At 59.7% G+C, this 23,548-nt stretch carries 17 protein-coding genes and 1 tRNA gene; 13 read left to right on the top strand and 5 right to left on the bottom strand.

The genetic code is table 11. From position 1 onward, the window contains the following. From A3714_RS10055 to A3714_RS10025, 7 genes are all read left to right on the top strand, one after another. The coding region (locus A3714_RS10055) for an alkaline phosphatase D family protein (RefSeq protein ID WP_231867843.1) at positions 1-1,329 on the top strand (1,329 nt) is incomplete at its 5' end. A gap of 343 nt (positions 1,330-1,672) precedes the next feature. After that, the gene (locus A3714_RS10050; RefSeq protein ID WP_063508552.1) at positions 1,673-1,987 is read left to right on the top strand and encodes a DUF2288 domain-containing protein; all 315 of its coding nucleotides are present in this window, start codon (positions 1,673-1,675) and stop codon (positions 1,985-1,987) included. A gap of 226 nt (positions 1,988-2,213) precedes the next feature. Beyond that, the gene (locus A3714_RS10045; protein ID WP_063508553.1) at positions 2,214-7,016 is read left to right on the top strand and encodes an NAD-glutamate dehydrogenase; all 4,803 of its coding nucleotides are present in this window, start codon (positions 2,214-2,216) and stop codon (positions 7,014-7,016) included. 148 nt (positions 7,017-7,164) lie between these two features. Next, positions 7,165-8,220, top strand: a complete 1,056-nt coding sequence (locus A3714_RS10040; RefSeq protein WP_063508554.1) for a PA0069 family radical SAM protein — start codon at positions 7,165-7,167, stop codon at positions 8,218-8,220. A gap of 166 nt (positions 8,221-8,386) precedes the next feature. Next, the gene (locus tag A3714_RS10035; RefSeq protein ID WP_062816283.1) at positions 8,387-9,148 is read left to right on the top strand and encodes an SDR family oxidoreductase; all 762 of its coding nucleotides are present in this window, start codon (positions 8,387-8,389) and stop codon (positions 9,146-9,148) included. A gap of 349 nt (positions 9,149-9,497) precedes the next feature. Further along, positions 9,498-10,115, top strand: a complete 618-nt coding sequence (locus A3714_RS10030) for a TetR/AcrR family transcriptional regulator (RefSeq protein ID WP_062816282.1) — start codon at positions 9,498-9,500, stop codon at positions 10,113-10,115. Continuing rightward, positions 10,112-10,741, top strand: a complete 630-nt coding sequence (locus A3714_RS10025) for an alpha/beta family hydrolase (protein ID WP_063508555.1) — start codon at positions 10,112-10,114, stop codon at positions 10,739-10,741. The genes A3714_RS10030 and A3714_RS10025 overlap by 4 nt, the downstream gene beginning before the upstream one ends. A gap of 139 nt (positions 10,742-10,880) precedes the next feature. Here the strand turns inward: A3714_RS10025 and A3714_RS10020 are convergent, their stop codons facing one another. After that, positions 10,881-11,354, bottom strand: a complete 474-nt coding sequence (locus A3714_RS10020; RefSeq protein ID WP_062816280.1) for a hotdog fold domain-containing protein — start codon at positions 11,352-11,354, stop codon at positions 10,881-10,883. A gap of 130 nt (positions 11,355-11,484) precedes the next feature. Here A3714_RS10020 and A3714_RS10015 point away from each other — a divergent pair, with 130 nt between their 5' ends. Both A3714_RS10015 and A3714_RS10010 read left to right on the top strand, forming a co-directional pair. Continuing rightward, entirely contained in the window at positions 11,485-14,418 is a 2,934-nt protein-coding gene (locus tag A3714_RS10015) for a DUF748 domain-containing protein (RefSeq protein ID WP_063508556.1), read from the top strand. 2 nt (positions 14,419-14,420) lie between these two features. Continuing rightward, a complete protein-coding gene (locus A3714_RS10010; protein ID WP_062816278.1) occupies positions 14,421-15,167 on the top strand; it encodes a hypothetical protein in 747 nt (248 codons plus the stop codon). Positions 15,168-15,307: 140 nt separating this feature from the next. Here the strand turns inward: A3714_RS10010 and A3714_RS10005 are convergent, their stop codons facing one another. Further along, positions 15,308-17,266: a transglycosylase SLT domain-containing protein gene (locus A3714_RS10005; RefSeq protein WP_063509224.1), complete on the bottom strand. Its 1,959-nt coding sequence runs from the start codon at positions 17,264-17,266 to the stop codon at positions 15,308-15,310. Positions 17,267-17,448: 182 nt separating this feature from the next. Between A3714_RS10005 and A3714_RS10000 the strand changes: the two genes are divergently transcribed. Then, positions 17,449-18,423, top strand: a complete 975-nt coding sequence (locus tag A3714_RS10000) for a methyltransferase (RefSeq protein WP_062816276.1) — start codon at positions 17,449-17,451, stop codon at positions 18,421-18,423. A gap of 118 nt (positions 18,424-18,541) precedes the next feature. Here the strand turns inward: A3714_RS10000 and A3714_RS09995 are convergent, their stop codons facing one another. Beyond that, a complete protein-coding gene (locus A3714_RS09995; protein WP_063509134.1) occupies positions 18,542-19,522 on the bottom strand; it encodes an NAD-dependent epimerase/dehydratase family protein in 981 nt (326 codons plus the stop codon). Between the two features lie 165 nt (positions 19,523-19,687). On the opposite strand from A3714_RS09995, the gene A3714_RS09990 reads away from it, so the two are divergent. After that, positions 19,688-19,761, top strand: a tRNA-Gly gene (locus tag A3714_RS09990). A 53-nt stretch (positions 19,762-19,814) separates the two neighbouring features. On the opposite strand, the gene A3714_RS09985 is transcribed toward A3714_RS09990, so the two are convergent. Further along, positions 19,815-20,096, bottom strand: a complete 282-nt coding sequence (locus tag A3714_RS09985; RefSeq protein ID WP_062816274.1) for a hypothetical protein — start codon at positions 20,094-20,096, stop codon at positions 19,815-19,817. 201 nt (positions 20,097-20,297) lie between these two features. On the opposite strand from A3714_RS09985, the gene A3714_RS09980 reads away from it, so the two are divergent. Both A3714_RS09980 and umuC read left to right on the top strand, forming a co-directional pair. Continuing rightward, positions 20,298-20,702, top strand: coding sequence for a LexA family transcriptional regulator (locus tag A3714_RS09980; protein ID WP_063509127.1), 405 nt, complete (start codon positions 20,298-20,300; stop codon positions 20,700-20,702). 5 nt (positions 20,703-20,707) lie between these two features. Beyond that, a complete protein-coding gene (gene umuC / locus A3714_RS09975; protein ID WP_082844719.1) occupies positions 20,708-21,979 on the top strand; it encodes a translesion error-prone DNA polymerase V subunit UmuC in 1,272 nt (423 codons plus the stop codon). 30 nt (positions 21,980-22,009) lie between these two features. On the opposite strand, the gene A3714_RS09970 is transcribed toward umuC, so the two are convergent. Next, positions 22,010-23,470 (bottom strand): DUF3336 domain-containing protein, encoded by a 1,461-nt coding sequence (locus tag A3714_RS09970; RefSeq protein ID WP_062816271.1) that lies wholly within the window; start codon positions 23,468-23,470, stop codon positions 22,010-22,012. Between the last annotated feature and the right edge of the window lie 78 nt (positions 23,471-23,548).

Raw genomic sequence — 23,548 nt, 5'->3', positions numbered from 1 at the left:
GCCGAAAGGGAAACTGTCGGCCGGAGAAAAAGGGTTGTGGGGGCGTATCCGCTGGCGACGGGCGGGGAGATGGACTGGTCACCGCCAAGGGCGTTCCGGCTCAATGGCAACTTCGATGGCTCTGGTGTGGTGATCCTCAACCAGCTGCAGCCGGGCACTCGCTACGAGTACCAGGCGGGCTGGGTGAACACACAAGAGGATGTGGCGCTGGACTGGAGCGCCGTAGAACAGGGGCAATTTCTTACCAACCAGCCGGATGCCAGCGCCACCCGCTTTTTTTTCGGATCCTGTTGTTATCGCTTTGTTGGCCTTGATGGCGAGATTCAGGATGATCGGGCGGACAAGATTTTTGCCGAGATGTCATCCCGGGCAACGTCTTCGAAACCGGATTTTGTCCTTTTCGGCGGGGATCAGGTGTATGCCGATTCCATGTATAAATTTGGTGCCGCCTCCACGCGAGAGGACTTTGACGCGCTTTATCGGGAAAGCTTTTCCCAGCCCCATCTGGCCAAGTTGCTGCGCGAGACCAACAGTTACATGATCCTCGACGATCATGAAATCGAGAACAACTGGCCGGCTCGGGCCAATGCAGAGCTGTGGACCAGCAAATACCCGGCCGCGATCAAGGCCTATCAGATTTATCAGGCCTCTCACTCGCCGGCGGCCCCTCTGAACCAGGCCGGCACCTATCTGGATCGTGACCCGGACCGGTTCTGGTACACCTTCTCCCGGGGGCCGGCGGATTTCTTTGTCATGGATGTGCGTACCGAGCGGGTACTGAGCCGCTGGCCCTGGCAGCGCCGCATGATCGGTGATAGTCAGGAAAAGGCGTTTATCGAGTGGTTGGATCGTGATCCGGAGCGCATCAAGGTGCTGGTGACCTCGGTGCTCTTGTTCCCGGAACAACGCAGGCCGTTTCGTGGCAAGGATGCCTGGGAAGGCTTCATGCACCAGCGACAGCGTCTGCTGGAAGCTATGGGCCGCAGCCGTAGCGACAAGTTGGTGGTACTGAGCGGTGATGTGCATGCTTCCCTGTATGCCTGTCTGACCTTGAAGAGTGGCAAGCAGGTGCATAGCTGGACCTGCTCGGGCCTTTTCTGGCCCACTGCGCTGCGGGCGTTCCGCTGGTATCGCCCGATGATCCGGGTGCCGGGCGTATTGCATGGCGGTTGGGGCAAACCCCTGGGCAAAGTGGAGGTACCAGGGGAGGTGTTTAGTGACAACGCCTTCTCCGAGGTTACGTTTGATGCCGAGGGTGCCAGCTTCCAGCTGTTCGACCGCAGGCAGCGGCCGATCAGCGAGACAAGCCAGAAGATTCGCTGGCGCTGACCCGGAGTGATGAGAGGCTGTTTTGCAGGCGTGGCGCTTGAGGCCTGGTCGGTCTGGAAGGGCACAGCGCGCGCCGCTGCTATCGTCTCTTCTCCAGCGATCTGGCCAGAACGGCATTGCTTCAATGGCAAATGGCTTACAGAAACTGTAGCGAATCGCGTCTTATCTTCCGGGTGGGACTCTCCTAAAGTGGATCTCGCAAGGACGCAATCGAACATGGATGTTCAATTTCGGCCCCGGTACAGCCCGCCCGCCATCCCCAAGTGGCGGGCGTTCTTTTCCTGCACTTTGATTGCCCCCCTCCGAATACGGATAATGCACGGCCCTGAATACGGAGCCGCCCATGTCTGATCCATCCGCAGATCGCGATATTCTCAAAGCCAAACTCAACCAGGAAACCGCCAAGGCGAACTGGAAAGAGCTGCAACCCTTCTTTGCCCGCGGCCAGACGGTGTATGTGGCGCCGGAGCTGGACCTGATCGAGGTGGCCCTGGCGTTTTCCGAAGACCAGGCCGATACCCTGTCTTTGTGGCGGGACAAGGGGCAGGTGGACAAGGTTGCCGATGCGCAGGCCGGCCAGTGGTTCGAGGCCGACCAGGCACTGTGGACCGTGGTGGTAATGCCCTGGGTGCTGGTACAGCCGGTGCAGGTACAGTAAGACGCCTGAGGCCGGAGCGTAGGGTGCACTGAACCTTAGGCGAACTGCACCCTACGTATTGGTAAGGCCTGTTTGGAGCCTCTGTCACTTCCCTTGTCATCCCACTGTCGCGGTCTGCTGATCTAATCACGGCACCGGGCTGGTATTGATCTCTTCCTCCGGTATAGAGTGAAACAAGGGCCGCTGGCGCCTTGCCGGCGCGCCTGAACGGATGCCGGAGGATTCGATGCAGGATGACGTCGCGCAGCGCCAGGCCCTGTTACAGGCCCAGCTGGAAGCACTGGTTACCGCCCACGTCGGGGTTGAGCATCAACCCCTGTTCCGCAGTTTCATGGCGGCCTATTTCGAGATGAGCAGCCAGGCCGCGCTCACCGCCAGAACCCCCGAACAGCTTTTCCATATCGCCCAGCAGCACTGGATGATGGCTTTCCAGCGCCACCCGGAAGAAACCCTGATCCACCTGAAACCTCCCACCCGGTCCGGGGGACTGGCCGCCTTGAGGACGGTGACCGATGACATGCCGTTTCTGGTGGACTCCATTGCCATGGCGGTGCGTGATGCGGGCACGGCCATCGACTGGACGATTCACCCGGTGATCCAGGTGCTCCGCGATAATCACGGCCACATGACTCGGGTGGTGGGGGTTGGCGATGGTGAGCACCCGGCGGAATCACTGATCTATGTGGAATTCGAGCCGCTGGCCGACGATGATGCCTATCAGCATCTGCAGGAACATCTGGAACAGGTGCTGGGGGAGTTGCGGGTGGTGGTGCAGGATTTTCCGGCCATGCTGGATAATCTGGAAACCACCCAGCGCAATCTCTCGGCGGAGTTTCCCAACCGGGACCAGGAAGAGCTGGCCGAAGCGCGTGCCTTCATCGACTGGCTCTCCCAGGATCATTTCACCTTTCTCGGCTATGCCCGTTCCCGGGCGGAGCCCGTGGCAGACGGCATCAAGCTGACCCTGGATGATGATGCGGGTCTGGGCCTGGCCCGGGCCGGTAGCCGTTACGCCAATGCGGAAGAATTTATCGCCCCCCATGATGAGATGGCAAAGTACATTTCCCATGGCCGTCTGGTGGTGGTGACCAAGGCCAATGCCCGCTCGCCGATTCATCATCCCCATTATATGGATGTGGTGTCGGTGAAACGCCTGGCCGAAGACGGCACGGTGGAAGGGACGGATCGCTATATCGGCTTGTTCTCCCTGGATGCCTACATCAACCGGCCCCGTGATATTCCGCTGATACGTCGCAAGGTCAACTATGTACTGGAGCGCTCCCGCCTGCCCGAGCGCTCCCACTCCGGCAAACATCTGCGCGATATTATCTATCAACTTCCCCGGGACGAGTTGTTCCAGTGCAGCGAGGAAGAGCTTTATCACACCTGCATGGGAATTCGCGCGCTGCGTGATCGCCATCATCTCAGCCTGTTCATGCGCCGTGATCGCTATGGCCGTTTCTATTCCTGCATGGTGTATCTCAGCCGCGAGCGTTATTCCCGAGAGCTGCGCGACCACGTCACCGCCGAGCTGAAAAGTCTCTGCAACGGGAATTCGGTGGAGCGCACCGTGGACTTCCTGCGCGAAGGGCTGGCCCGAATCCACTGCATTATCCGCATTCCCCAGGGCACCCGCCTGGCCATGTCCCAGGAACAGGTGGAAGAACGGTTGCTGGCGGTGACCCGGACCTGGGCGGACCAGCTTCGCGATATTCTCAAGAAGGACGGGGAAGAGGGTGCGGCGTTATCCCTGCGCTATGGCGATGCCTTTTCGGTGGGATATCAGGAAAACACCCGCCCCATGGAAGCAGCGGCAGATATTCAGTACCTGGCCCAGTTGCATGATGCCCAGCCGGTGTTGCCTTCCCTGTCGATCAACAGTCAGGACGGTGCGGCGTGCCCCACCAGTTTGCGTCTCTATAGCCAGAAGAAACCCATCGCCCTGTCAGAAGTCTTGCCGGCACTGGAAAATTTTGGCCTGCGAGTGGTGAGGCAAGAGCCCACCCAGGTCATGCCCCGCGAGGGTGATGCCCAGTGGATTCAGGTTTTTGATGTTCAGGTGCATGGCGATTGCGCCCTGGGGCCGGTGCAGCAGAAGCGCTTTTTTGAAGAGGCGTTCCTGGAATGCTGGCACGGTCATACGGAGAACGATGGGCTGAATCGACTGGTGCTGCTGGCCGGACTGAACTCCCGGCAAATCGTCTGCCTGCGTACCTTGACCAAGTATCTGGTGCAGACCGGCTTGCCGTATTCCCAGGGCTACATGGAGCAGTTGCTGGCGGACCATGCCAGGATCGCCCGGTCCCTGGTGCAGCTATTCGAGATCCGCTTTGATCCTGCCGTTAGCGATGAGCGCCGTAAAAATGAGGGCATCACTCTGGCCCAGACTCTGGATCACCAGCTGGATCAGGTGGCCTCCCTGGATGCGGACCGGGTGTTGCGGGCTTTTCTCAGTGTGGTGCGGGCCGGGTTGCGGACCAACTTTTATCAGCCGGATGCCGCCGGCCGTGACAAGTCCTATGTGAGTCTGAAACTGGACCCGAGTCAGGTATCGGAATTGCCGCCGCCGCTGCCCATGTATGAAACCTTTGTCTATTCTCCCCAGATGGAGGGGATTCATCTGCGTGGCGGTCCGGTGGCCAGGGGTGGGCTGCGCTGGTCTGACCGGCGAGAGGATTTCCGCACCGAGGTATTGGGCCTGGTGAAAGCGCAGATGGTGAAAAACGCCATTATCGTGCCGGTGGGGGCCAAGGGCGGATTCGTCCTCAAGCGCGGCAACCCGGCGGACCGGGAGGCCTGGCAGAAACTTGGCATCACCTGTTACAAGGAATTCATTCGCGGCCTGCTGGACATCACCGACAACCGGGTTGGCGACCAAGTGGTGCCGCCTGAATCGGTGGTCCGTCATGATGGCGACGATCCCTACCTGGTGGTGGCGGCGGACAAGGGGACGGCGACCTTTTCTGATATTGCCAATGGTCTGGCCGAGGAATACGGCTTCTGGCTGGGGGATGCGTTTGCCTCCGGCGGCAGTGCCGGCTACGACCACAAGAAGATGGGTATCACCGCCCGTGGCGCCTGGGAAAGCGTCAAGCGACACTTTCGGGAAGCGGGAAAGGATATTCAGACAACGCCCTTTACGGTGGTGGGCATTGGCGACATGGGCGGCGACGTGTTCGGGAACGGCATGCTGTTGTCCGAACAGATCAAGCTGGTGGCCGCATTCAACCACATGCACATCTTTATTGATCCGGACCCGGACCCGGCAACCACCTTTGCCGAGCGGCAGCGTCTTTTCACCACCCGCGGTACCACCTGGGAGGATTTCGATGCTTCGCTGATTTCCGAAGGGGGGGGCGTCTGGTCGCGCAGCGCCAAGAGCATCACCCTGAGCCCGCAGGCCTGTGAGGCCCTGGGGATCGAACAACGGACCCTGACCCCCGCAGAACTGATTACTGCCATTCTCAAGGCGCCGGTGGAGTTGCTCTGGAACGGCGGCATCGGCACCTATGTGAAAGGCAGCAATGAAAGCCAGGCCCAGGTGGGGGACCGGGCCAATGATGCCATCCGGATTAACGGCCGCGACCTGCGCTGCCAGGTGGTGGGCGAGGGCGGCAACCTGGGGCTGACCCAGCTGGGCCGCATCGAATACGCATTGAACGGCGGCTGTATCAACACGGACGCCATTGACAACTCCGGCGGCGTGCACAGCTCCGACCGGGAAGTGAACATCAAGATTCCACTTAACCAGCGGCTGCGCGATGGTCGTCTGGATCGGGAAACCCGGGATCCGCTGCTGGAACGGATGACCGATGATGTGGCCAGCGCCGTGCTGCGCGACAACTATGTGCAGTCCCTGGCCCTCAGCCTGCTGGAATTCAATGCGCCCAGTCGTCTCGACGAACACGCCAACCACCTGCGCACCCTGGAGCGCCAGGGCATGCTTACCCGGTCGGTGGAATACCTGCCGGATGACGAAGGACTCAGCGAGCGGCGCACCCGGGGCAAGGGGCTGACCCGGCCGGAACTGTCGGTGCTGTTGTCCTACACCAAGAACGCCCTGTTCGATGCCATGCTGGCCACCGATGTGCCGGACGATCCGTTCTTCGATCAGGACGTCCTCAACTACTTCCCCAGCGAGCTGGTGGAATCCTACCGCGAGGATTTGCTGGCCCATGGCCTGCGACGGGAACTGATTGCCACCGTGCTTTCCAATGCGGTGGTCAATCGTATGGGGTTCTCCTTTGCTCATCGTTACGCGGACGAACACGGCTTGTCATTGCATCGCATCGTCAAGGCCTACGCCATGGCCCATGCGGTGTTTGACGGTGACCTGTACTGGGCGCCGGTGGATGGGCTGGATGGCAAAGTGGACAGCCAGGTACAGCTGCGACTTTATGGCCGTGTCATAGGTTTGATGAAACACGTCACCACCTGGCTGATCCATTACAAATGGGGGCGCCGTCCGGTGGCGGAAGCGGTCAATCGTTATCGCCAGTCCATTGGCGAACTGGAAGCCATGCTGCCGGACATCCTGCCGGGCAGTTACCGTCAGGAGTGGGATCAGGCCGTGACCGGTATGGGCGACGACGGTGTACCGGAAAAAGAGGCTCGCCTGCTCGCCAACACCATGGTGCTGGGTAGCGCCCCGGACGTGATCGAGCTGGCCTCACAGGCCCAGGTGCCACTGAAGCTGGCGGCGGAAGTCTATTTCCTGGTGGGTGATCATCTGCAGATTCTCTGGCTGTTGTCTTCCATCATCGACTTGAGCGTACAGGGCCGCTGGCAGGCCCTGGCCCGCGCCAACCTGCGCGAAGACACCTATCGCCTGCACCGTCAGGTCGCGGCCAAGGTGCTGGAGCAGGAGGGCGACAGCGCCACCGCCCGTTTCGAGGCCTGGGAGGACAAGGCCAGCCGCAAGGTTGCCTTCGGCATTCACCGCCTGCAAACCCTGCAGGCCGACAGCCCTCACGATTTCATGACACTGGCGGTCGGGGTAAGGGAGCTGCGCAAGCTGCGGAGTTTGTGAGGGCCCTTTATGTCCCGCCCTCATTTCCCCGTTGGCGCCTTGCTCGCAAGGCGCCAACGGAGTGGGTGGGTAGCGTTGGGTAAAAAGTATTGAGTCCGGGCTCGTCTCGATATACTGTACAAAAAGACAGTATTCGACAGGAGCCATTATGCCTGCTGTGAACCGGGGTACCCTCAGCCAGATACCGGGGCGCTTTGCCGTCAGCCACACTGACAGGGATGACGCGCCGGTGAACCGACCCACCCGCTATCACCGTGAACAGGCGAAAAGCCTGATCATGACCAACCACAGTCCGGACCTGCCCTTCGAGCAGAGTATCAATCCCTACCGGGGCTGTGAGCATGGTTGCATCTACTGTTACGCGCGCCCCAATCATGCCTATGTGGATCTATCACCCGGGCAGGACTTCGAGAGTGAAATCTTCTGCAAGGACAATGCGGCGGAAGTGCTGCGCGATAGTCTGCGCAAACCGTCTTACCGTTGCCGCCCCATTGTGCTGGGCACGGTGACAGACCCTTACCAGCCCATTGAAAGAGAGCGTCGTATCACCCGCGAATTGCTGCAGGTGCTGGTGGATTGTCAGCATCCCTTCAGCCTGATTACCAAGAGCACCCTGGTGCTCCGGGATCTGGATCTGATTGCGCCCATGGCCCGTCAGGGCAGGGCTTCGGTGGCGGTGTCCGTGACCACGCTGGACAACCGTCTCAAGGGTCAGCTGGAGCCGAGGGCCAGTGGTGGCCGTGAGCGGATCAAGGTGATTCGTGAGTTAAGCCGGGCCGGTGTGCCGGTGACGGTGCTGGCGGCGCCGGTCATTCCCTTTATCAATGATCACGAACTGGAAGATATCGTCGAGCAGGTGGCCCAGGCGGGGGCGCAGCAGGCAGGGTATGTGGTGCTGCGCCTGCCCCATGAGGTGGGGCCACTGTGGCAGGAATGGCTCCATGAGCATTACCCGGAGCGGGCGGAAAAGGTGATGTCGGTGATGCGGGATCTCCATGGTGGCGCCATTTACGATAGCCGCTGGCATCAGCGACAGAGCGGTCAGGGAGCCTGGGCGCATCTGTTACGGCAGCGATTCGCTTCCGCCTGCAAGGGGGCCGGCCTGGAAGCTAGGGAAGTGCAATCCCTGGATACCAGTGGCTTTGTGCCGCCGGGCCCCCATGGTCAGCTCAACCTCTGGGGGGTGGCCGAGGGGGCGATCTGAAGCGATGGCGCTGTTGGAGCTTTGCTCGCAAAGCGAAGATTCCTCTGAGAACCCGGGCTCTCAAGGGGTAGTGGCAAGGCAAATGGATTAAGTGACCAGCGGTTATTTACATGGCGGTAAGTTTTCTCTAAATTAGTGACCACTGGTTACTTAATGGAGAGAAGACATGCAAGCAGTCGTTATTACTGGCGCCAGCGCCGGCATTGGTAAGGAATTTGCCCGGCAACTGGCGGCGGAAGGGAAGAGCCTGGTACTGGTTGCCCGGCGACTGGATCGCCTGGAAGCGCTCGCGGCTGAGCTGCGTGACGGGCACGGCATTGAGGTGGCGTGTATTGCTTCGGATCTGGCGCAGCCGCAGGCATCTGCAGAACTGGTCAAGGCGCTCGAAGAACAGCAGATTGCGGTGACCGGCCTGATCAACAATGCCGGCTTCGGTGATCGGGGGCAGTTTGCCGACCTGGATCTGCAGCGCCAGCTCGATATGGTTCAGGTGAATGTGACCGCCCTGGTAGATCTGACCTGGCGCCTGGTGCCGGCTCTCAAGCAGGCTCAGGATGCGTTTGTCATCAATGTGGCGTCCACGGCGGCGTTCCAGGCTGGTCCTAACATGACTATCTACTATGCCACCAAGGCGTTTGTCCTTTCGTTTTCCGAAGGTCTTCATGAGGAGCTGAAAGCAAGCGGCGTTGCGGTGAGCGCCCTGTGTCCTGGCGCCACCGACTCCGAGTTCGCCACCGAAGCACACATGACCGACACCCTGTTGTTCAAGGCAGGCACCATGAGAACGGACGCGGTGGTGAAGAAATCCCTGGCGGCACGCCGTCGTGCCATTGTGATTCCCGGGCTGAAAAACCTGCTGCTGGTGTGGATGGGCAAACTGTCCCCCCGTATGATTACCCGCCGACTGGCAGGCATGCTGCAGGCGTAATCTGCAGACGACTTCTCCCATGGGAAGCATTGGGGCCGGGGCGAGCTGCATCAGAAATATTGAGCATTGATAGCGCGAGGGATAGTGCCGTCATTGGCTAAACCAAGAGGCCGCGGTGGCACTTTAGCGCGACTTCCGGGTGTTCCGACCAGGCGGCGTTTGTCTCCGTGCTTATCAATGACCCAGTCCCAATGACCCATGTAAGGGTGTGGGTGTTGTTCGCCTGAGGCCAATTGCACCCTATTGTCATGCCGCCCCGCAGGGTAATGACGGGATAACCGTTTCGGTGGAAATCAGGCCGGCATGATGCAAATGCAGGCCTGCTACCCGACTCAATCAGAGGTTCTCTATGGCCGAATGTCCTTTTCAACGCGCCCGCTCCCCGGAGCAGAAGGCGGAACGTCGAGCCCAGATTCTTGCGGCAGCGGCCACCTTCTTCGAGCAGGAGCGTTTTGAAGCGATCAGCCTCGCGTCCATTGCCCGCAAGGCGGGCGTTACAAAAGCGGCCTTGTATCGTTATTTCTCTTCCAAGGAAGCCCTGTTTCTGGGCCTCTACCTGGACGAGCTGGAGCAGGTGAGTCTGGCGCCGGTGAATGACAGCCTGCCGCTGTGGCAGGCCCTGTCCGAGCTGCTGGTGGCGCGGCCGTTGTTTTGTCGTCTGACAGCGATCCTGCATTCGGTGCTGGAACAGAATCTGGAGGAAGACGCGGCCCGTGAGTTCAAACAATCGCTGCTGTCCCGCTTTACGGTCCTGGCGCAACGGATACAGCAGGCCTACGCCCTGACGGGGGATCAGGCGGCCACCTATCTCATGCAGGTGCAGCAGACTCTGATCGGTTGCTGGGCGGTCAGTCATCCGGCACCGGTGGTAGAGAAGATACTTGATACACCGGGGCTGGATCTTTTCCGGGTCGATTTCAAAACGGCGTTGCAGGCTCAGCTCAAAGCGTTGGAGATGGCGTTGTGATAGAGCTGTTGTGGAATCGTGCCGAGCAACCTTCTGCCTTGTTGGTATTGGCCCATGGCGCCGGAGCGCCCATGGACAGTGACTTCATGAACGTGATGGCTGAGGCCATTGCCGGGCGGGGGGTCTCAGTGGTCCGGTTCGAGTTCCCCTACATGGCGCGCCGGCGTCAGGAACAGCGCAAGTTTCCCCCCAATCGCGCCCCCCAGTTGCTGGCTCACTTCCGGGAGGTACTGGCGGTGTTGCCGGAGGGCTCTCTGCCCGTGTGGATCGGCGGCAAGTCCATGGGCGGGCGTATGGCCTCGCTGCTGGCAGCGGAAGCAGACTGTCCCCCCATCCACGGGGTGGTGGCCTTGGGCTATCCGTTTCATCCTCCGGGCAAACCTGAGAAAACCCGCACCGAGCATCTGCGGCATCTGGCGGTGCCCATGCTGATATGCCAGGGTGAGCGTGACCCTTTCGGTAAGCCGGAGGAAGTGGCGGGTTATGGCTTGCCGGGGAACGTTCGGGTGCACTGGCTCGCCAGTGGCGATCATGATTTCAAACCCTTGAAGCGCAGTGGCCTGATTCAGGCAGACTTGATTGAAGAGTCCGCGGTGGCGGCAGCAGGATTGATTCAGGGAGGCTAGCGCTTCCACCAGAGGTTGGCGGAAAATGTCGCCCAGGAAACACAAGAGGCCGCGCCGGGATATCCGGGCGCGGCCTCTTGCGTTTTCACCCAACCCCGGGTGTATTGAGGGCAGGGCGGTACCTGATCATTCTCAACGATCAATTGCCCTTCTTGGGTTTCTCGCTGATCCAGAGATTGATGGTGCCTTCCACGACTACGGTGCCGTCATCACGCATGGCCTTCACGGTGACGGGCAGGTCGCCGGGTTTCCAGTCTTCCGGGTTGGCCTCGGCGGTAGCAGTGATGTCGCTGGTGGCCTTGGCGGTGTAATTCACATTCATCCCTTTGGGGATCCAGCGCAGGTGTTTGGGCACGGACGCTTCCGCCATGGCGCCCATGGCGCATTCCAGGGCGTTGCAGATAGCGATCACATGCACCGTCTGGATGTGGTTTTCCACACCTTTACGTTTCTTGAACTTTACCTCACAGAAATTGGGGCGAAGTTCGCTGATGGTCGGGGTAATAGTAGCGAAGTAGGGGGCTTTGCGGCTGAACACCATGGAAAACAGCTTGCGGCCAGCAGGCAGCTTGAGGGCTTTTTCATACATGTTCAGAAGGTAGTTGTCGCTCATGGCAGGACTCCTGTGCAAGATGCGCCCATTTTCCACAGCCGTCCGGGTGGCGCAATGGGTTTGGGGCGCCACTGGCGCGCGCAACTGCTACCATGGCGTCAACATTGAAAGGTCTTGAAAGGAGGCAGTTGTGAAGGTGCTACAGGCCTGGAAAAGCAGTAGCTGGAAAGTGAAAACCCTGATTATTCTGGCTAGCCTTTATCTGCTTTATGCCTTGCTGGGGTTTTTCCTGGCACCGGGCCTGGTCCGGGATAATGCCAGGCAGGCACTGGCAGACCTGACCGGTCGGCAAGTCACCATTGAGGAGGTGAAGGTCAACCCTCTGGTGCTAAGCGCCACGGTGAAAGGTTTCTCCATTGAAGACGACCAGACCGAGGTGTTGCTCGGGTTCAACCAGCTGTATGTGAATTTCCAGCTGTCTTCCCTGTTCCGCTGGAGCTGGCATTTTGATGAGATCATGCTCGATGCCTTGACGGTGCGAGCCCAGCGCAACCCCGGTAATACCTTCAGCTTTGATGATGTGCTGAGCCATATCCAGACGCAGCTTGCCCAGACTCCGGAGGAGGAAGCCGCGGAGCCGGAGCAGGAAGAGCCGGGGTTGCCGGCCATTTCCATAGCCAGCCTCAGTCTTGCCGATGGCGATCTGCGTTTTACCGAGGCCACCGGTGAAGAGCCAGAGACTTTGGTGCTGCCGCTGGCCTTCACAGTGAGCAACTTCTCTACCAAGAGCAAGGACGAAAACAGCAATGACTACGCCATTCGCCTGGAAGGGCCGGACGGCGGCGTCCTTGATTGGCAGGGCCGTTTCGAATTTACCCCCTTCAGCGCGCAGGGCCACTTGAATGTGGAAAAGGTCGATCTGGTCCCGCTGGCGCGCCTGCTCAAGAACGAAGTGCGTTTTACGGTGCCGTCCGGTGAGCTGGATGTGGAAACCGCGTATCAATTCAACGCGGAGCCTCAACCCAGGGTGCTGCTCAGCGACGGCCAGTTGATATTGCGACAGCTGCAGCTGTTAAAACCCGGCGAGGACACGCCCAGTGTCTCCCTGCCGCAGGTTCGCGTTGAAGGCGTGGCGCTGGACTCCCATGCCCAGGAACTGACGATCCCCAATGTGACCGTTACCGATCCCGGTGTCGCTGTGGTACTGGATGGTCAGGGCATTGATCTTGCAACGTTGTTCCTGCCTGTTGATCGGGAAGCGGCGGAGGAGCGCGTCGAGGAAGTCAAAGAGAAGGCAGAGCAGGCGGCCCAGAAAGTTCAGCAAGGTAAAAGCGAATGGATTGTTCGCCTGGAGAACGTGCAGGTTGCCGGCAGTGGACTGCGGTTCACCGATCGCACCCTGCAACCGGCTCAGACCCTGGCGCTGTCCGACGGCACCCTGACCCTGAAAAACCTGATTATCGGCGAGCCAGCCACGTTTAGCTGGGAAGGCAGTAGCAAGATCCAGCAGAGCGGCACCCTGAACCATTCCGGTGAAGGCAATCTGACGCCTTTCAGTATGGATGCCCAGGCCGGGCTGAAAGGGTTGTCGTTGACACCCTTCTCGCCATGGCTGGAACGGGAAGCGCCGCTGGTGCTGGCCGACGGACTGTTGTCCCTGGATACCCGGGCCAGCGTGAAAGGTGAGAACGCGGATGTGTCGGTCAATGCCTCCGCCACGGTGGAAAATGTCAGTTTGCTGGAAAATGGCCAGTCCCTGCTGAAGATCAACCAGGGCCGCGTGACAGACCTGTCACTGAGCACGGCTGAACAGGTTGTGCGTATCGGTGAGGTGGGGCTCACCGGAATGGATCTGGCCAATAGGGTGGATGCCCAGGGTCGGGATGTGGCCGCACGGATTCAGGCGGGTATGCCTTCCGGTAATTCTCCGGATAAAGCCAATAGCCAGGGTCAGAGCGAGCCCTGGCAGGTCACTGTGGATCGTGTGCGGCTGGTGGGCAGCCAGATTCGCCATGAAGATTTGTCCCTTAGCCCGAATTTCCGGATCGGCCTGTACCAACTGTCCGGTAATCTGCGCAATCTGGATACCCGACCGGGTAAGCGGGCCAGGATTGATCTGAGTGCGCAGGTGGATCGCTACGCACCCCTAACGGTGAAAGGGTCGCTGACACCGGAGCCTCTCTTCACGGATCTGAATGTCTCTCTGCAGAACTATGAAATGACCGGATTGACTCCCTACACCGGTCAATACCTGGGCTACAAGGTGGAAAAAGGCCAGCTGGGTGTCACCACGGGAGTCTCCATCGAAAAAAATCAGCTCAGTAGTGATACCAATATTCGTGCCAATGAGTTCTATCTGGGTGAACAGGTCCCCAGCGAACAGGCGGTGAAAGCTCCCGTTAAACTGGGGCTTTCCGTCCTGCGAAACCGGTCCGGCGAAATTACCCTGCCCGTTACCATGGCCGGCAATCTGGATGATCCCAGTTTCAGCGTGGGCGGCATGGTGCTCAAGGTCTTGAGCAATATCGTGGTGAAGGCAGCCACGGCACCGTTCTCCGTGCTGTCAGCACTGGCTGGTGGCAAAAACCTTGAGACCATTGCCTTTTCGGCAGGGGATGCCGAGATCCAGTCGGACACAGCCTCAGCCCTGGATGCGCTTGCCAAAGTGCTCAATGAGCGCCCGCAGCTCAGGGTGGGGCTGGTCGGCACGACCAATGAAGCGGACCGTACTGCGCTGGCAGCGCAGGCCATTGGACGGGATGTGGCTGATGAGGACTGGTTAGGTATCGATGACGCCTTGCTGGAGAAGAAGTGGCGCCGCAAATTGATTCGGCGCTATGAGTCCAGCACCGACCGTGACGTGGAGAGTCTGGTCAGCGACCCGCTACCCGAAGACGATCAACAGCGGGAAACGATTCTGGCCAAGGCTGCCTGGGAATCCATGCTGGCAGCCGAAGCCCGGGCGCTGGAACGGGCGCAACTCACCGAACTGGCACGTCTGCGGGGTGAAAATGCCAAAGCGGCCTTGGTACAAACCCTGGGAATTGATCAGAACCGGGTGTTCCTGAACGAAACCACCGTCGATGGCAATGTGGCTGGCCTGACCCTGACTCTGGAAAAATAAGTGTGGCGTTGATCTGGAAAACCGACCTGCAAGGTGTGCATTACGAAGTGCGTCGAGCAGGCCGGACCCTGCGACTGTATGCCAATGGCGTTCAGCATTCCGAGTTTCATCCCAAGCGCCTGCTCACTGGCAGTGTCTGGGATCTGCTCTGGCTGCCGGCACTACTGCATGAGCCTTCCCGGTTTCGCCGGGTGCTGGTACTGGGGCTGGGCGGGGGATCACTGATCCCGCCGATTCGACGTTTGTTGAACCCGGAGACGCTGGTTGCCGTAGAGCTGGACCCTGCCCATTTGCAAGTGGCGCGGGAGGTGTTTGGCATGGCGGCGTTCGGCGTGGACACCCATGAAGGGGATGCCCAGGCCTGGTTGCGGGCCTATCAGGGAGAACCGTTCGACCTGATTATCGAAGACCTGTTCGCCCCCAGTAATGAGCAGGTCAGCCGCGCGGTGGCAGCAGACAGGCCGTGGCTAGAGTGTCTGGCAGACAATCTGGCACCCGGCGGTACCCTGGTGATGAACTTTGGTGACTGGAAGGAATACCGGGAAAGCCCGGCGGCCACCGATGAGGCCATGGCCGGCTATGCCAGCCGTTTCCGGTTATCATGCAGTGACTGTCACAACGCGATCATTGCCTTCACCCGGGAACCGGCTCGCAGCATCCACCTGCGCCGGCGGGTGGAGGCGACCCCGCTGCTGTCCACCCGCGATGCCCGAGCCCGGCTGGATTACCACATCCGGCAGCTGGATTGAGGGAGAAGAGGCAGAGCGAGTGACGGAAACCGAATCGGAACTCCCGTTATTGCCTTTCGCTTCTCGTAACTCGCAACGAACCTTGCTTTGTTCGCCTTGTCCGGGCGCAAAGAGCGGAGTGCCCCTCCGTCAAATCATGCTCAATCCAGCATCGAGACGGAATACAGAACCTGGCTTTCCTTTTCGGTGAGCAGTTGCGAGGTGCGTGCCTGGTTGTCGTGTAGCCCTACAAACAATGCCCGGTAGGTGAGTACAGCCTGGACATAATCCCGGGTTTCCCGAAACGGAATGGATTCGATCCAGACATCCGCGGGCACGGCATCGTCTTCCTCTCCCAGCCAGTTATTCACCCGATGCGGACCGGCATTGTAAGCCGCCAGGGCCAGCACCCGGTTGCCTTTGAATTCGTCCAGCAACTCTGCCAGGTAACGGCTGCCGAGCTGGATATTCAGATCAGGGTTCTGCAGGGTCTGGTTGGTGGGCCGTCCCAGATTGGCGTCCTTGGCAACTTTGCGAGCGGTGGCTGGCATCAATTGCATCAGGCCCATGGCCCCTACCGGTGAGCGAGCCTGGGGATTGAAGGCACTTTCCCGTCGCGCCACTGCCATGGCCAGCCAGGGGTCCAGGTCATGGGCCGCCGCCATCCGTTCAAAATCGTTCTGGAATGCCGGCGGGAAACGCCAGGCCAGCACATCCCAGGCCTTGGCCTGGATGGATGCCTGTACCGCCAGGTCATACCAGTGTTGTTCCAGTGCATGCTGGGCAAGCTGGCGAACCTTGGCATCATCGTTGTGCCACATCAGCCACAGCCACTCCTGACGGGCCGCATGATCCTCGCCCAGTTCCCGCAGCAGTTTCACTCTGGTGATGGCGGGGGGAGGCGTGAAATCGTCGGAGGACGCAACCCTGGCATTGGAGAAATGGTAGGGCTCGCCAAGCCGGTCGGCGGCCATAAAGGCAAAAAAGTTTCTCTGTCTGGCTGCTTGCTGGTAGAGGGCCCGGGCCCGATCGGATTGGTCCAGTTCCTCCAGGGCCCGGGCACGCCAGTAGAGCCAGCGTGAGTCCTGCTGTTCGTTTTCTGGCAAACGGCTAATCCACTGCTCCGCGCCACTCCAGTCCTGTTCAATGATGGTACGCCGGGCGCGTTGTTCCAGCAGTTCCCCATCCGGGTTGGCAACCAGCCAGGTGTCCAGCCATTGGCGATTTTCTTCAATGCCCCGGATGGTGGAATACCAGGCAATGCGTCGACCGGCTTCTGCCCGGATGGTGTCATCGCGAAGACCGTGACGACGGCTGTGCTCATCGAACCACTGGCGAGCGGCTACCGTGTCCTTGTAAGCCCACCGGTGAAGGGCTGCGGCCAGCAGTTGCTGGCGTTGTTCCGGCTTGATGGCGGTGGGCAGGTTGTCCACCTTGTCGGGATCACGATAGAGCGTTTCCAGCCAGTCACTGGCCGTTTCATAATCGGTGTCCTCGAGTTTCTGTGCCAGGTAGCGGATCAGGCCACGGCTGTTGGCCTTGAAGGCCAGCAGCTGCCTCTCCCAGATAGCGGCATCGTCAATCACACCCCGTGCCTGAGCCTGATCAAACAGGGGGTCACACTGATTGGGGCGAGATTGTCCACTGGCCCAGATTTGGGCAGCAGCTTGCAGGGCGGTGTCGTCCCCATGGGCCAGTTTGGCCTGGTAGTAGTAGCACTGGCGGGCAGTGGCAGAGGGGGCATCGCTGATGACAGCCAGCAAAGCGTCCCACTTTTTCGCCTTGCCATAGGCCACGGTAGCCAGCTGACGAATATCGTTAGGCAGGGGCGAATCCGGGTAGCGCCGAGCGTAGTCGTTGATCCTGTCCGGGGCCAGGTCCGGCAATGCCGCCCGCAGCCGATGGAAATCCAGATAGGCTTGCAGAGGATGATCGTCTCCCAGCTGTTTTTCCATCCGGGTCAGGGTATTCCAGTCATCATTGCGTGCTGCGTCCAGTGCCTGGCGGAAAGCGCCGCTATCCGTAGCGGCGGCCACCAACGAAGAAAACAGACAACAACTAAACAGTGCCACAGCGCGAAAATAGGCAACAGCGCGAATGCAGGGTCCTGCGCTTACCATTTAAGTCTCCACATCGTCGGGTTGATTCCGTGATTCTACCGGTGTGGCCGGTTCGTTGGCGTGGAGAATGTGTAAAACTTGAAGCCTAATACCAAAGGGTGAGAGCCCGTTGCGACTGACATGAAAAGGCGTGCTGCTCTATACTGCGCCGCACTTTATTCCACCGGTTCGAGCTCGCTGCTATGGAAAATACGACACAGTTATTATTGCGCCAGGCAGGGGCCCTGTCGGGCCGTCAGGTATTGGTGGTGGATGCGGATGACCCGGCACTGAAAAACCTGGATGCGGATGCCCAGGTGCATTTGCATGCGGATGATTTCACCGTAGGTGCCCAGCAGTGGGCAGCGGCACCCACGGTCCCCCCCGAGGTGGATTTGTTGGTTCTTCCCTTGCCCAAATCCATTGAGCGTTTACGGTTTCTGCTTAACTGGCTGGCCGGTGAAATCAGTCAGCCGGTGGAGTTATGGCTGATCGGACCGGCCAAGGGAGGCATCCGTGGCGCCCTGAAACACATGCAGTCACATGTGGATGATGCGGTATTGGTGGATAGTGCGCGCCACTGCAAGTTGTATAGCGGCCAATTACAGCCCGGGGAAACCCAGACCCTGGCGGCCTGGGGGCAGGCGATACCGGTTGGGGATCTGGAGATCGTCAGCTATCCGGGCGTGTTCAGTCATGGCCGCCTGGACGAGGGGACCCGGCTATTGCTGGAGTTGATGGCCGCGCATCGCTTGCCTGGCCCGGGAAGCATGATCGATATGGGCTGCGGCGCAGGAGTGATCAGTGCCAGCCTGGCCAGCCAGGGTTGGAAGGTGCAGGCGGTGGATGTGAGTGCCTGTGCGGTGGCGGCGACCACCGCCAGCTTGGCCCGTAATGGTTTGCAGGGGCGAGTGATTGGCGGCGATCTGTTTTCTCCGATCTCCGGTCGGGTGGACATGATTGTCACCAACCCTCCCTTTCACGACCGTCGTCAGCGCACCACGGATATCACTCGCCGGTTGATCGCCGAGGCACCGGCTTACCTGAACAAGGAGGGAGAAATGTGGCTGGTGGCAAACCGCGAGTTACCCTACGCCCAGTGGCTGGATGAGGCCTTTTCCCATGTGCAGGTGGCCGGGGAGACTACGCGGTTTCGGGTATATCGGGCGGTGGTATGAATCAGAACAGGGCATTGCTGCCCTGATGCTTTTTCCCGTAACGGTTTTTCTGTAGGAGCTATGCTTGCATGGCGAACCGCCCACACAGGCAAACAGGTTCGCCATGAGAGCATAGTGACTACAGGCGTTTCTCCTGACTCATCCAGTGAATACAGTTTGCGATCATGGTGGCCAGCGGAACCTTGTCGTTGAAGCCCAGAGCTTCTACGGCCTTGCTGCCATCCGCATGCACCCGGCTGGTTACCAGCGCCACCTTTTCCGGTGTCAGACGGGGTTCATTGCCGGTAAACAGGCTGCCAATAGGGTATAGCTGTCCGGCCAGTTTCAATACTGCCGGAGGCACGGTGCGGGTCGGGGCTTTTTTGCCCAGTTGCCCGGCAATGGTCTGCACCAGTTCCAGAAAGCTGGCTTCCACTCCGGCCAGGATATAGCGCTCACCGCATTGGCCCCGTTCCAGCGCCGCCAGGTGCGCGTTGGCCACCTCTTCAACGGCGCAGAAATTACCTCCGCCCGGTGGCACCCCCGGCAGCTTGCCGTCCTGAATCAGTTTGATCATCTGCGACCAGTTATGGGTGTCGCCGGCGCCGATAATCCCGCAGGGATTCAGGATGACGGCGTCCAGCCCCTGGCGGATACCGTTTTCCACCTCTTGTTCGGCCAGATACTTGCTGCGGTTATAGCCGATCCAGTCGTTGGCGGCATTGGAGGGTGTCTGTTCATTGATGGGGATGTCCTGGATACCCCAGGCAGAAATCGAGGAGGTATGCACGAAGCGGCCCGCTACATTTTTCAGCGCCGCGCTGACCATGGCCCGGGTCCCCAGGACGTTATCCCGGTACTGCTGCTCGTTGCCGCGTCGCCACAAACTGGTATTACCGGCCACATGAAACACCGCGTCCGGGGCTGCCGGCATCACCAGGGCCAGCTCGGTGGCATTGTCCAGCGGAGCCTGTACCACCTGAACGCCCTTGGCCTGGAGTGCTGCCGCATCACTGTAGGGTCGGATCACGGCGGTAACTTCCCAGCCCCTGGCCAGCAACTGATCGACGATATGCCCACCGAGAAAGCCCCGGGCCCCACTCACAAATGCCATTGGCATGGCCATGCTCCTCTTTTCATTCTCATCGTTACGGGGCCCCTGAGTATGCAATGCATGATTCAGAAGCGGTTAATGCAGTGTAGCCCAACCTTTCTATTATGACGTATTTGCCCACATCAGCACTGGCAAAGACACATCCTTTTGACTATATTGCCGGTTGTCAAAGCGGGTGTAGTTCAATGGTAGAACGGCAGCTTCCCAAGCTGCATACGAGAGTTCGATTCTCTTCACCCGCTCCATATTGAAAAGCCACCCAGCGGGTGGCTTTTTGTTTATGGGGTATCGGTGTTTGTCAGATCGGATAAGCCAGAAATTTCCCGCCAAGCCGGAACAGTACCTGTACCTGCATCCCTTCTTCCAGGTCCTGAGCGGCGTCCCGCGCCAGCATGATGTAGGGGTAGCGGCGCGCCCAGGCGCATGGCTTCACATAGTGAGTCAAGGATGGGGCAGGGGCGTCGGCGACAAAGCTGTCATTTTCCCGATGATAGAGCACATAGCCCTGAAAAACGGCGTTGGCCGGCAGTCCCATTTCTTCCAGAAAGTCGGACATCCAGCCCGGGTTCCCTTCAAGCATATGACTGCATCCTGATCATGGATTCTTAATGCCAACCCTAAGGCAGCCATGGTGGTGGTGTGGATATGCCTTTCTTTGCGTTTTGTTGTTTTCCTGTGTGTTCCTTCAAGGGGGTATCCGGCAATATGGGTGCACTATATAACTGTACATAAAGACAGTATTTGATAGCATGGTGCTATCGCTATTTTCCTGTGGTGTCCCATGACTGCGCTGCCTTTTTTTACCGAACGTGTTGCCGCCGGGTTCCCGTCTCCTGCCCAGGGATATCTGGAGGCGCCGCTGGATCTGAACCAGCTGTGCATCGGCCAGCAGGAAGCCACCTTCTTACTTCGTGTGGAGGGGGATTCCATGCGCGACGCCGGCATTTTTGCGGATGACATTCTGGTGGTGGACCGCTCTCTGGAGCCGGCCCACGGGGATGTGGTGGTGGCGTCGCTGAACGGGGAATTCACCGTGAAGGAATTGCGGTTGCGACCGCAGCCCGTATTGATGCCTCGCAACCCCTGCTATGCGCCGATACCGCTGGCCGATCAGGACTGGGAGCTGTTCGGGGTGGTGACATTCTCGCTCCATGCGCACCGGCCAGTGGCTCGCTCCGGACGATGACTGCCATGTTTGCGCTGGTGGACTGCAACAGCTTCTATGCTTCCTGTGAGCGTATTTTTCGCCCGGACCTGAGGGGGCGCCCGGTGGTGGTGCTATCCAACAACGATGGCTGCATCGTGGCGGGATCCGCCGAGGCCAAGGCACTGGGGGTGAGAACCGGGATGCCCCTGTTCGAGGCGCGGGATCTGATCCGCAAGCATCAGGTCGCGGTGTTTTCCTCCAACTATGGACTGTACGGCGATATCTCCCGGCGGGTCATGGCGTCGCTGGCGACGCTGATACCCGCTGTGGAGGTGTATTCCATTGATGAGGCGTTTCTGGATCTGTCTCTGATGCGACCCGAGGAGCTTCAGCCACTGGGGCAGGCCTTACGCGAGCGGGTTGGCAAGTGGGTGGGGGTCCCCGTATGTGTGGGGGTGGCGCCGACCAAGACCCTGGCCAAGCTGGCCAACCATGCGGCCAAGAGGTATCCGCAAACGGGGGGCGTGCTGGTACTGACGGATCCGCAGAGGCGTCAACGGCTGCTGGCACGTACGCCGGTATCGGCGGTGTGGGGGATCGGCCGACGTCTGGGGCGGCGTCTCAATGATATGGAGATTGAGACTGCGCTGGACCTGGCGCAGACCGATTACCGTCTGATCCGCAAGCGCTTTTCCGTGGTGCAGGAACGGGTGGTGCGGGAATTGAATGGAGAAAGCTGCCTGCCCCTGGAAACCCGCCTGGAACCCCGTCAGCAGATCATCCATTCCCGTTCTTTCGGGGAGCCGGTGGCCTCGCTGGTGGCCGTGCGTCAGGCGGTCAGTGATTTTACCGCCCGGGCCGCGGAAAGCATGCGTGCCGAAGGACTCAGTGCCGGTGCGATCAGTGTGTATCTGCGCACGGCTCCGGTGGGCAAACCACAGCAGTTATTTCCCCATTCCGCCCGGGCGACCTTGTCGCCGGCCACGACAGACACCCGGGTGATGGTTCGCCATGCCATGGAAATGGTGTCAGCCCTGTGGCAGGCCGGTTACCGCTATGGCAAGGCGGGAGTCATGCTGACGGATCTGGGCCCGGCGGGGCGTGAGCAGGTCACCCTGTTTCGCGAAGATGACAACGCAGAGAAAGGGAAGGCGTTGATGGCGGTGATGGATACCATCAACCGGAGCGGCAAGGGCAAAGTCTGGTTGGCAGGGAGAGGGGTCAATCAGGCGGCGCGCTGTGTCTGGGCCATGCGTCGGGCGCATTTGTCACCGGCCTATACCACCCGCTGGAACGATCTGCCCCGGGCCCGGTAACCCGGGCGGCGGGGCAGAGGATGACGCCTGTCAGACGGCGGTCATCGGTACCTGATCGAGCATGCGTTCCTCGATACGGTCCAGACGGGCGCGGCAGTCGCGGAAGGTGCGACTGATGGCGGTAGTGTTGGCCACCATATCGAGCTTGGGCCAGGTCGCCTTTTCCCCCTTGCGGATGTAGTTGCGTACATCCTGCAGGGTCGGGTTGCTCAAGACTCTCAGGGCGTTCATGGGCTGGCGCGGCGGGATCATGTTGATATCGCCGATGTATTTCTGGGTGACCATGCTTTTGGCCTTGTCGAACATCAGGCCCACGTCGTTGGACTCCACCCGGCGCTGCATCAGTTGTAAAGCATAGCGCAGGTTCATGGACACGTTTTTCAGGCCCCAGTCTGCCAGTGTGCTCAGGGAACTGTCGGTGTTCTCGTTACGGGACAGGAAGGGCACCACATGGGGGTTGGTCTGGCTGACAATGGAGTGGTTGACGCCATACAGTCGTGACAGGCGGCGGATGGGCAGGTCGTCGACGATGGAGCCATCCACGAACTTGCGGCCGGGGATATAGGGCACCCGCTCGCCATCAATATTCTTGGCCCACAGGGAGACCGGCGGGTAGATGCCGGGAATCGCGCAGGACGCCAGGGACGCCTTGCGGATCAGCACATTGGGCGAGGTACGCCAATTAAGCAGACGGGCGTGCTGATTGCGGTCGTAGGGGCTGACGGTGATGTTGATTTCACGACCGGTGTGGCGGTAGGCCTCCTCGAAGGTCATGTCGAGGATGTTCTCTTCCAGGCAGGCTTCCAGGTGGTCGCCATCCAGTACTGGCGTGCCGCGCACGATGCCCTTCCAGCCCAGCACCTTGAAGGCTTCCAGATAAATGTTTTCCGGTTCCAGCTTGAGCTTCAGCTCTTCATCGTTGTGGGTCCCCACAACGGACGCAATGATGCTGCCGGCACTGGAGCCGGAGATCACGGACGGCAGCAGGCCTTGTTCCCAAAGACAACGGGCCACGCCGATATGGAACAGTCCCAGGGCGGCGCCACCGGACAGCATCAGGCAGCTCTGGCCAAAGGCCTGGCCGGTGGTTTCGAAGAAATCCAGTTTTTCCTTGAGCCCGAATTCCTTGAAGTTGGTATCGCACAGGTAATTCAGGGCGATGGTGACTTCTTCGAGATAATTCTCGATCAGACGCTTGGTGCCTACCCGGGTCTGCTGATAAAGGCGCGGGTTGGAGATATTGCCCAGGTTGCCGTGCAGGCCTTCGTGTAAATGGAACACCAGCTTGTTCACGTCATGGCGTTCACGGGCCTGACGAATCTGCCACAGGCGATTACGGATCAGCTCGTAGTCGTAATGGGGCGAGCGATCGATTTCCTTCCATTCATCCGCACCGGAAAGACGGTCGTGTTCGCGGCTGGCTTCGTACCATTCTTCGTAGGTTTCTGCGCGCTCGATGGCCCGGTCCAGTTGCTTGAGAGTGCCTTTCATGCAGGTCTCCGCTCATTATTGTCATTGGCTGATGTCAGTATAGCCATGACTGGAGGCCGGGTTTAAGGCTTTGTAGGA

Source organism: Alcanivorax sp. HI0007 (assembly GCF_001635525.1).
In the GTDB taxonomy this organism is placed as follows: Bacteria; Pseudomonadota; Gammaproteobacteria; order Pseudomonadales; family Alcanivoracaceae; genus Alcanivorax.
This window is presented reverse-complemented; position numbering and strand designations above follow the sequence as displayed.